The sequence below is a fragment of the Delftia sp. UME58 genome (genome assembly GCF_014170385.1).
GTDB classification, from domain to species: domain Bacteria; phylum Pseudomonadota; class Gammaproteobacteria; order Burkholderiales; family Burkholderiaceae_C; genus Comamonas; species Comamonas acidovorans.
Window position 1 is genome coordinate 13428 of sequence record NZ_LZZV01000012.1, and the last position, 8662, is coordinate 22089.

At 69.0% G+C, this 8662-nt stretch carries 9 protein-coding genes and 1 tRNA gene; 9 read left to right on the forward strand and 1 reads right to left on the reverse strand.

The features are described from left to right. Window positions 1–91 precede the first annotated feature (91 nt). From A9976_RS03175 to A9976_RS03200, 6 genes are all read left to right on the forward strand, one after another. A complete protein-coding gene (locus A9976_RS03175; RefSeq protein WP_183017777.1) occupies window positions 92–721 on the forward strand; it encodes a LemA protein in 630 nt (209 codons plus the stop codon). After that, a complete protein-coding gene (gene rsmB, locus A9976_RS03180) occupies window positions 718–2097 on the forward strand; it encodes a 16S rRNA (cytosine(967)-C(5))-methyltransferase RsmB (RefSeq protein ID WP_183017778.1) in 1380 nt (459 codons plus the stop codon). Before A9976_RS03175 ends, rsmB begins: the two co-directional genes overlap by 4 nt. After that, the gene (locus tag A9976_RS03185; RefSeq protein ID WP_259649090.1) at window positions 2042–2725 is read left to right on the forward strand and encodes a DUF4390 domain-containing protein; all 684 of its coding nucleotides are present in this window, start codon (window positions 2042–2044) and stop codon (window positions 2723–2725) included. The genes rsmB and A9976_RS03185 overlap by 56 nt, the downstream gene beginning before the upstream one ends. Then, window positions 2722–5064 (forward strand): ATP-binding protein, encoded by a 2343-nt coding sequence (locus tag A9976_RS03190; protein WP_183017779.1) that lies wholly within the window; start codon window positions 2722–2724, stop codon window positions 5062–5064. Before A9976_RS03185 ends, A9976_RS03190 begins: the two co-directional genes overlap by 4 nt. Window positions 5065–5103: 39 nt before the next feature. Then, window positions 5104–5775, forward strand: a complete 672-nt coding sequence (locus tag A9976_RS03195; protein WP_183017780.1) for a response regulator — start codon at window positions 5104–5106, stop codon at window positions 5773–5775. A gap of 66 nt (window positions 5776–5841) precedes the next feature. Continuing rightward, a tRNA-Phe gene (locus A9976_RS03200) sits at window positions 5842–5917 on the forward strand. A 108-nt stretch (window positions 5918–6025) separates the two neighbouring features. Here A9976_RS03200 and A9976_RS03205 read toward each other — a convergent pair. Continuing rightward, window positions 6026–6361, reverse strand: coding sequence for a cupin domain-containing protein (locus tag A9976_RS03205; RefSeq protein ID WP_065346883.1), 336 nt, complete (start codon window positions 6359–6361; stop codon window positions 6026–6028). A gap of 121 nt (window positions 6362–6482) precedes the next feature. On the opposite strand from A9976_RS03205, the gene A9976_RS03210 reads away from it, so the two are divergent. The 3 genes from A9976_RS03210 to A9976_RS03220 are packed head-to-tail and all read left to right on the forward strand — an operon-like array spanning window position 6483 to window position 8603. Continuing rightward, complete coding sequence (locus A9976_RS03210) at window positions 6483–7676, forward strand: NnrS family protein (RefSeq protein ID WP_183017781.1); 1194 nt, start codon at window positions 6483–6485, stop codon at window positions 7674–7676. Window positions 7677–7689: 13 nt separating this feature from the next. Further along, on the forward strand, window positions 7690–8154 hold the full coding sequence (locus tag A9976_RS03215; protein WP_183017782.1) for an Rrf2 family transcriptional regulator: 465 nt from the start codon (window positions 7690–7692) through the stop codon (window positions 8152–8154). After that, window positions 8151–8603, forward strand: a complete 453-nt coding sequence (locus A9976_RS03220) for a CopD family copper resistance protein (protein WP_183017783.1) — start codon at window positions 8151–8153, stop codon at window positions 8601–8603. The genes A9976_RS03215 and A9976_RS03220 overlap by 4 nt, the downstream gene beginning before the upstream one ends. The last annotated feature ends 59 nt before the right edge of the window (window positions 8604–8662 follow it).

Consider the following 8662-nt stretch of genomic DNA (forward strand, 5'->3'; position numbering starts at 1 on the left):
TCCCGGCCTGCCCTGCGCAGGCGGGAGCGTTTTTCTTTTGGGAATAACCAGGGTTCGGCCGGACCAGCCTCCGGCCGGGCCATTGCAGACGATGTGGTCCTTGTCTCTTGAATGGATGCTGCTGGCCCTGCTCGTGTTCTGGGCCGTTGGCGCATACAGCCGGCTGGCCCGGCTGCGCAGCGGCTGCGTGCAGCAGTTCGGCGCGCTCGATGCCCACCTGGGCCAGTGGCATGCGATGCTGCAGGCCTTCGAGGCCCAGCCCAAGGCCGAAGGCCAAAGTCCCGCCCTTGTGCATGCACAGGCCGCACTGCACCAGACCGCCGCACAGCTGCAGGCGGCCCTGGTCGATGCCCGTGGCCGGCCGCTGCGCGAGACCGCGCTGGCCTCGCTGGAGCACGCCTGTTCGGCGCTGGACGTGGCCTGGCAGGCCATGACCAAGGTCGCCGTTGATACCGGTGCCGGCGCCGCAGTCACCGGTGCTGCGCCACCAGACGCCCCATCGCCGGACCCCGATCCGCTGCAGCCGTGGCAGCAGCGCTGGACCGAGCACCAGGTGCGCAACCGCCTGGGACTGCAGCAATTCAATGCCGCGGCCGAGCGCTACAACGCCGCCATCGCGCAATATCCGGCCAGGCTGCTGGCCTGGCTGCTGGGCTTTCGCCCGGTGCGCAGCCTGCTGATCGAACCTGTGGCCAGCAAGGCACAGGAAAGTGGAACATGAACCAACGCACGCATTCTTCCCCGCGCCGCGCTGCGGCGCCCTCGCAAGGACCGGCCCTGTGGCAGCAGCTCGATGCCGTCGCCCAATGCCTGCAGTCCGTGCTTGAAGGCCAGTCCAGCCGCAGTGTGCTGGCGCGCGTGGCGCAGCCGCTGCGCCCCGGCGTCCAGGCGCTGCTGTTCCAGGTGCTGCGCCAGTTGGGCCGTGCCCAGGCGCTGCAAAGGCAGCTGGCCTCGCGCAATCCGCCACCCCGCGTCAGCGCATTGCTGAACACGGCCCTGGCCCTGGCCTGGGATGAATCCCGGGCGCCGTACCCCCCATTTACCCTGGTCAACCAGACGGTGGAGGCGGCCAAGCAGGGGCCGACGCGCGCCCAGTCCGGTTTCGTCAACGCCTGCCTGCGTCGCTTTCTGCGCGAGCGCAATGCCCTGGTCGCAGCCACCGACGACCAGCCGCAGGCCGTCTGGAACCATCCCGCCTGGTGGATTGCCCGCCTGCGCAAGGACCATCCCGTGCATTGGCAGGCCATCCTGCAGGCCAACAATGAACAGCCGCCGATGACGCTGCGCGTCAACCGCCAGCAAACGGACCGCCAGTCCTACCAGGCGGCGCTGCAGGCCATGGACGTGCCTTCCCTTGCCGTGGCCGACAGCGGCCTGCAACTGCAGCAGGCCCTGCCGGTGCAGTCCCTGCCGGGCTTCGACGAGGGCCTGGCCTCGGTGCAGGATGCGGCTGCGCAACTGGCCGCACCGTTGCTGCTGCAGGGGCTGGAGCAGCCCGCCGGCCGCGCGCTGCGTGTGCTCGATGCCTGCGCCGCCCCGGGCGGCAAGACGGCCCACCTGCTGGAGTACGCCGCCCCGCAGACCCTGGAGGTCACGGCGCTGGAGATAGATGCCGAGCGTGCCGCGCGCATCGCAGACACGCTGGGGCGGCTGCACTTGCAGGCCCGCGTGGTGGTGGCCGACGCATCCCGGCCCGACCAGTGGTTCGATGCGCAATGCGGCGGCCAGCGGTTCGACGCCATCTTGCTGGACGCACCCTGCACGGCCTCGGGCATCGTGCGGCGCCAGCCCGACGTGCGCTGGCTGCGCCGTGAAAGCGATGTGCGCCAACTGGCCGAGATCCAGGCGCGCCTGCTGGACACCCTGTGGCCCCTGCTGCAGCCCGGTGGACGCCTGCTCTACTGCACCTGTTCGGTCTTCAGGGAGGAGGGCGAGGCACAGGTTCAAGCGTTTGTTACACGCAACAGTGAGGCGCGAACCCTGGCGGCACCGGGGCATTTAATCCCGGGCAACGCCGACAAAGCCGGCATGCTGGCTGACAATGCTTTGGGTGACCACGACGGCTTCTTCTACGCCTTGCTGCAAAAGACGCGCTGACCTCCCCCATCGGGCCTGGTCGCCAGCCTGGCTGCGCCTGCTGGCGCGGCTGGCCGGGGCGCTGCTGCTGGCCGGCGTGCTGGCGGGCCTGGGCCTGCAGGCCAGGGCCGATGCCCTGACGGCCGAGATCGGCCCCATGCAGCTCGATCGCTCCGACGACGGCCTGCTGCTGTCGACCAACCTCCATTTCGAGCTGCCCTACCAGATCGACGATGCGCTGCGCCAGGGCATTCCCATGTACTTCGTGGCCGATGCCCAGATCCAGCGCGAGCGCTGGTACTGGTCCGATCAGCAACTGGCCACCGCCAGCCGCCACTACCGCCTCAGCCACCAGCCGCTGACGCGCCGCTGGCGCCTGCACATCTCCAGCACTCCGTTCTCCAGCAGCGGCCTGGGGCTGGCGCTGGGCCAGACCTTCGAAAGCCTGGACGATGCGCTGGCCTCCATGCAGCGCATCTCGCGCTGGAAGATCATGGATACGGCGCCCACGCAATCGGGCGTATCGGTGCAACTGCGCTTTCGCATCGACCTGTCCCAACTGCCAAGGCCGCTGCAGATCGGCGCGCTGGGCCGCTCGGGCTGGAACCTGCAGCTGTCGCGCACCCAGATGCTGGAAGACGCCCCATGAGCAGGGCCGCAGCCGACGACGAACGCGGGGCCCTGCCGGCCTCGGCCGGCCTGTCGCGCGGCACGCGCTGGGCGGTGGGCGTGGGCGCCGGCCTCATGGGCCTGGTCGGCGTGCTGCTGCTGTTCCTGCTCACCCTGGCCACCAACAATCGCCTGGACTACGAACGCAACTACAACTGGCTGTTCGCCGCCAATGTGGTCGTGGCCGGCCTGCTGCTGGCCATCCTGGTCTGGGGCGGCATCCGCCTGGCCATACGGCTGCAGCGCGGGCGCTTCGGCAGCCGCCTGCTGCTCAAGCTGGCCGGCATCTTCACGCTGGTGGGCCTGGTGCCGGGCCTGCTGATCTACATCGTCTCCTACCAGTTCGTCTCGCGCTCCATCGAAAGCTGGTTCGACGTGCAGGTCGAGGGCGCGCTGTCGGCAGGCGTCAGCCTGGCCAGTGCCACGCTGGAGACCGTGGCCAATGACATGGCCAACAACACGCGCACCGCAGGCGCCCAGCTGACCCAGGTCTCCGACGCGGGCGCGGCACTGATCCTGGAGCGCGTGCGCGACCAGTTGGGTGCCACCGATGTCGTGTTGTGGAGCGCCTCCGAAATCGCCGTCGTGGGTCCGGCGCCGGTGCCGCGCAGTGGCGAGCTGGCTGGCTTGCGCGCGGTGGCCAGCGCAGGCCAGTCGCGGTTCAACCTGCAGCCCGAACGCCCCAGCGCGCAAATGCTGCGCTCGCTGCGCGAGCAGCGCGCCGTGGCCAGCATCGAAGGCCTGGACGACGACGGCACGGCCCAGCCCGGTGCCACCGCGCCCGGCGCCCAGGTCCGCACCCTGGCCCTGGTGCCCAACCCCAGCGTGGGCCTGCTGGCCGAGCCGCGCTACCTGCAGGCCACCATCGCGCTGCCGCAGGCCCTGGTGACCAATGCCCTGGCAGTGCAGGCCGCCAACCGCGAATACCAGGAACGCGCGCTGGCACGCGCGGGCCTGCAGCGCATGTACATAGGCACGCTCACGCTCAGCCTGTTCCTGGCCGTGTTCGGCGCCGTGGTGCTGGCCATCGTGCTGGGCAACCAGTTGGCCCGGCCGCTGCTGCTGCTGGCCCAGGGCATGCGCGACGTGGCGCGTGGCGACCTGCGGCCCAAGCCCGCGCTGCAGACGCGCGACGAGATCGGCGGGCTCACGCGCTCCTTTGCGCTGATGACCCAGCAACTGGCCGACGCCCGCGCCGAAGCCAACCGCAGCATGGGCCAGCTCGATGCGGCGCGCGGCAACCTGCAGACCATCCTCGACAACCTCACCTCGGGCGTCATCGTGCTGGACGCGCGGGGCGCCATCGTGCTGAGCAATCCCGGCGCCACGCGCATTTTGCGCGCGCCCATGGCGGTCCATGAAGGCCGGCTGCTGTCCCAGGTGCCGGGGCTGGAGCAGTTCGGCGAAGTCGTGCAGGAGCAGTTCGCGCTCTTCCTGGGCGAGCAGGGGCGCGATCGCTGGCAACTGGTGCATGAGCTGCATGCCTCCACCGATGGCGGCGTCATCCAGCACACCACCACCCTGGTCATGCGCGGTGCAGAACTGCCCGATGCGCAGCGCCTGCTGGTCTTCGACGACATCTCGGAAATCGTCTCGGCCCAGCGTGCCCAGGCCTGGGGCGAGGTGGCGCGCCGCGTGGCCCACGAGATCAAGAACCCGCTCACGCCCATCCAGCTGTCGGCCGAGCGCATGGCCATGCGGCTGACCGACAAGCTGCAGCCGGCTGACCAGGCGCTGCTGGCCAAGTCCGTCAAGACCATCGTCGATCAGGTCGGCGCCATGAAGCGCCTGGTCGATGAATTCCGTGACTACGCGCGCCTTCCCGCCGCCAACCTGCAGTCGCTGGACCTCAACGCGCTGGTCACCGATGTGCTCCAGCTGTATGGGGAAGAGAATGCCGAAGTGCGCGTGGACTGCGCGCTGGACCCGCAGTGCCCGCCGATTTCCGGCGATGGCCAGCAGCTGCGCCAGGTCATTCACAATCTTTTGCAGAACGCCCAGGACGCCACGGCCCAGCGCGCGCAGGAAAGCGGCCAGCCCCCCGGCCCCGTGACCCTAGAGACGCGCTGGAACGAGTCCACGCGCCGCGTGCGCCTGAGCATCAGTGACAGCGGCACGGGCTTTGCCGCCAACATCCTTCAACGGGCCTTCGAGCCCTACGTCACGACCAAGGTGCGAGGCACCGGCCTGGGCCTGGCCGTGGTCAAGAAAATCGCAGACGAGCATGGCGCCCGCATCGACCTGGGCAACAGGGTGGATGACGGGGTGATTCAAGGCGCACAAGTGTCGCTATCATTTGCGCCTGAGCGCACAGGATAGGCCTGACGCCCCGCGCCTCAGCACATAGGCTTAAGACACATGGCAAACATACTGGTGGTCGACGACGAACTGGGGATCCGGGATTTGTTGTCGGAAATCCTCAACGACGAAGGTCATAGTGTGGACGTGGCCGAGAACGCCGGTCAGGCACGCTCGGCGCGCGCCTCCAACACCTACGACCTCGTGCTTCTCGACATCTGGATGCCCGACACCGATGGCGTATCGCTGCTCAAGGAATGGGCCTCGGCAGGCCTGCTGACCATGCCCGTGATCATGATGAGCGGCCACGCCACCATCGAGACGGCCGTGGAGGCCACGCGCATCGGCGCACTGTCCTTCCTCGAAAAGCCCATCACCATGCAAAAGCTGCTCAAGGCCGTGGAGCAGGGCCTGGCGCGCAACGCCGCCAGCCAGGCACCGGCTGCAGCACCCGTGGCGGTGGTCGAGCCGGACACTGCGGCCGTGGTCGCGCCTGCGGCCAGCCGCGTGCCGGTGGACAACAACGTGCCGCATGCACACCAGGGGTTCGACCTGGACCGCCCGCTGCGCGAGGCGCGCGACGGCTTCGAGAAGGCCTACTTCGAATTCCACCTGGCACGCGAAGGCGGCTCCATGACACGCGTGGCCGAGAAGACCGGCCTGGAGCGCACCCACCTGTACCGCAAGCTGCGCCAGCTGGGCGTGGACCTGGGCCGCAACAAGCGCGGATAGACTTTTTGAAGGAATTTTGGCTTTTTCGTTTTTGGGCCAAAAAATCCTGCATATAATCTAGTTCTCGGCCCGGTAGCTCAGTCGGTAGAGCAGAGGATTGAAAATCCTTGTGTCGGCGGTTCGATTCCGTCCCAGGCCACCAAATTCAGTAAAAAATTACGGACTGCTTCGCAAGGAGCAGTCCGTTTTTCTTTGTGCTGCTGAAAAGCCTGCCGTTGTTCAGGACGCCCGGGCCACATGCTCCAGTCACTCAGGCGGGGGGCGGCTGCATTGTCACGGTCACCAGCAGCACGCAGCCCTGTTCGCCCCGGGCGTGCACGTCATGGGGCTCGCCAGCGGGCACCAGCACCACCGAGCCGGCCACCAGCCGCAGGCTGGCCACGCGCGTGGCGATGCCGGCTTCGCCCGCCAGGCAATGGATGGTGGCCTCGCCCGGCACCTGGTGGCGCGGCAGTGCATGGCCGGGCGGCAGCACCAGCCGAAGCAGCTGCAGCTGCGGGGTCCTGATCAGGCTGGTGCTGATGTGCATGCCGTCGCGGGCGTGCAGGGCGATGACATCCAGTGGCTTTGCGTGTTCGAGTGCCATGCTTGGCTCCTGCTTGATGTGGGTCAGAAGGTGGTGCCGCAGCGGCCCCGCCCGCGCGCCTGAAGATGTACGCTGAATACATCTTATGCAGGCGCACGGCGGGCCGGAAGGAGTGGACATCATGGCGCAATGGCTGGAACTGGAGGAACCCCTGCGAACCCGGGAGGCTCCGCAATGGAAGGCTTTCCTGGAGCTGGGATTCCGGCCGCTGTACCTGCTGGGCTGCCTTTGGGCTGCACTGTCGGTGGCGCTGTGGGTCCATGCGCCGCAGTGGATCGCGGGGCGCATGCCCGGCGTGTTCTGGCATGCGCACGAGATGCTGTGGGCCTTCGTGGCCACCATTGCCGTGGGCTTTCTGTTCACGGCAGGCAGCAACTGGACAGGGCGCAACCCCCTGCAGGGCCGGGCATTGGGCGCGCTGTGCCTGCTGTGGCTGGTGGCCCGCGCAGGCTTCTTGCTGCCGGGGCCGCAGGCCTTTGCGGTCGCCGCGCTGTGCGAGACGGCCTTCTTCTGCTGGGCCGCGCTGGCGCTGGGCCGTGCCATCCAGGTGGCGCGCAGCCGGCGCAACTACGGGCTGCCCCTGCTGCTGGCGGGCCTGGGCGTGGCCGATGCGCTGTACCTGTGGTCCATCTGGCAAGGCGACTACGGCGCGCTCATGCAGCGCTTCAACGCAGGCCTGCTGTGCATGGCCGTGATCGCGCTGCTGATCGCGCGGCGCGTGATCCCCTTCTTCGCCATGCGCGCTGTGACCGGCCTGCAGATCCCCATGCACACGGCCAGCGGCCAGTGGCAGCTGGCCGCTGGCGTGGTGGCTATCGCCTGCCTGCTGGCGGGCTGGTGGCCGGGCCTGGCCGCCGGCCTGGCCGTGGCGGGCCTGATCGCCCTGTGGCAGGTGCTGGCCTGGAAGCCCCAGGCCGTGCGCCGCGTGCCGCTGCTGTGGATTCTCTACCTGGGCCACGCGGCGCTGGGTGCGGGTCTGCTGGTGGCCGGCGCACATGCAGCCGGATGGGTGCTGCGCCCCGCCTGGCCCGTGCATGTGATCGGTGCGGGCGGCTTTGCCCTGCTCATCATCGGCATGTGCACACGGACGTCGATGGGCCACCTGGGCCTGCCGCTGCGCACCGACCGCAGCATCGTCGCCGCCTATGCCCTGGTCATTGCCGCTGTCGTCCTGCGCCTGGCGGCCCTGCTGCCCACGGTGCTGTCGCTGGCGGCGCTGCATGCCTCGGCCGCTGCCTGGGTACTGGCCTTTGCGCTGTACCTGTGGCGTTTCGCCCCCCTGCTGGTGCGCCCGCGTGCCGACCGGCAGGCATGAGAGCAGACCTGCCATGCGCCTGACCCTGATGACCGACTACGCGCTGCGCCTGCTCATGCATGTGGCGCGCCACCCCGGGCGGCTGTGCACGATTGCCGAGATCGCCCAGGCCCATGCCATCTCCGAAGCCCACCTCATGAAGGTCACGCACCAGCTGGCGCTGCGCGGCTGGATCGTCACCGTGCGCGGCAAGGGCGGCGGCATGCGCCTGGCCCATGCGCCGGCCGACATCGGCCTGGGCGACGTGGTGCGCGGCATGGAGCCGGACCTTGCCATCGTCGAATGCTTCACGGGCACCAGCCCGCCGGCCTGCACGCTTGCGCAGGACTGCCGGCTGGCCGGCGTGCTGGGCGGGGCGCTGGACAGCTTCATGGCCCATCTGGACGGCTTCACGCTGGCCGATCTGCTGCCGGCTTCCGCATCCCTTCCTCTGTCCCTGCCCCTGCCGCTGTCGCTGTCGCACAGGAGCCGCGCATGAGCTACGGACTGTTGCTGACCCTGCACCTGCTGGCGGCCATTGCCTTTGCCGGCACGGTGTTCTTCGAAGTCGTGCTGCTGGCCGGGGCGCGTCGCCACCTGCCCGCCGCCGTGGCGCGCGCCACCGAGCAGGCGCTGGGCGACCGCGCAGTGGCCGTCATGCCCTGGGTGCTGATGGTGCTGTACGGCGCGGGGCTGGGCCTGGCCTGGCAGCACCGCGCTGCGCTGGCTGCCGCCTTTGCCGCTCCGCTGGCCAGCAGCTTCGGCCTGCTGCTGGCGCTCAAGATCATGCTGGCGTTCAGCGTGTTCGGGCATTTTCTGGCGGCCATGTGGTGGCGCCGGCGCGGTGTGCTGGGCGGGCGCCGCTCGCACCGCCTGCACCTGAGCGTGTTCTTCCATGTGCTGGCCATCGCGCTGCTGGCCAAGGCCATGTTCTACCTGCACTGGTAAACAGCCTGCAGGCAGGCCCTGGCCGCGTTAAGCTCGCTGCTCGCATGGCTTGGAGCACG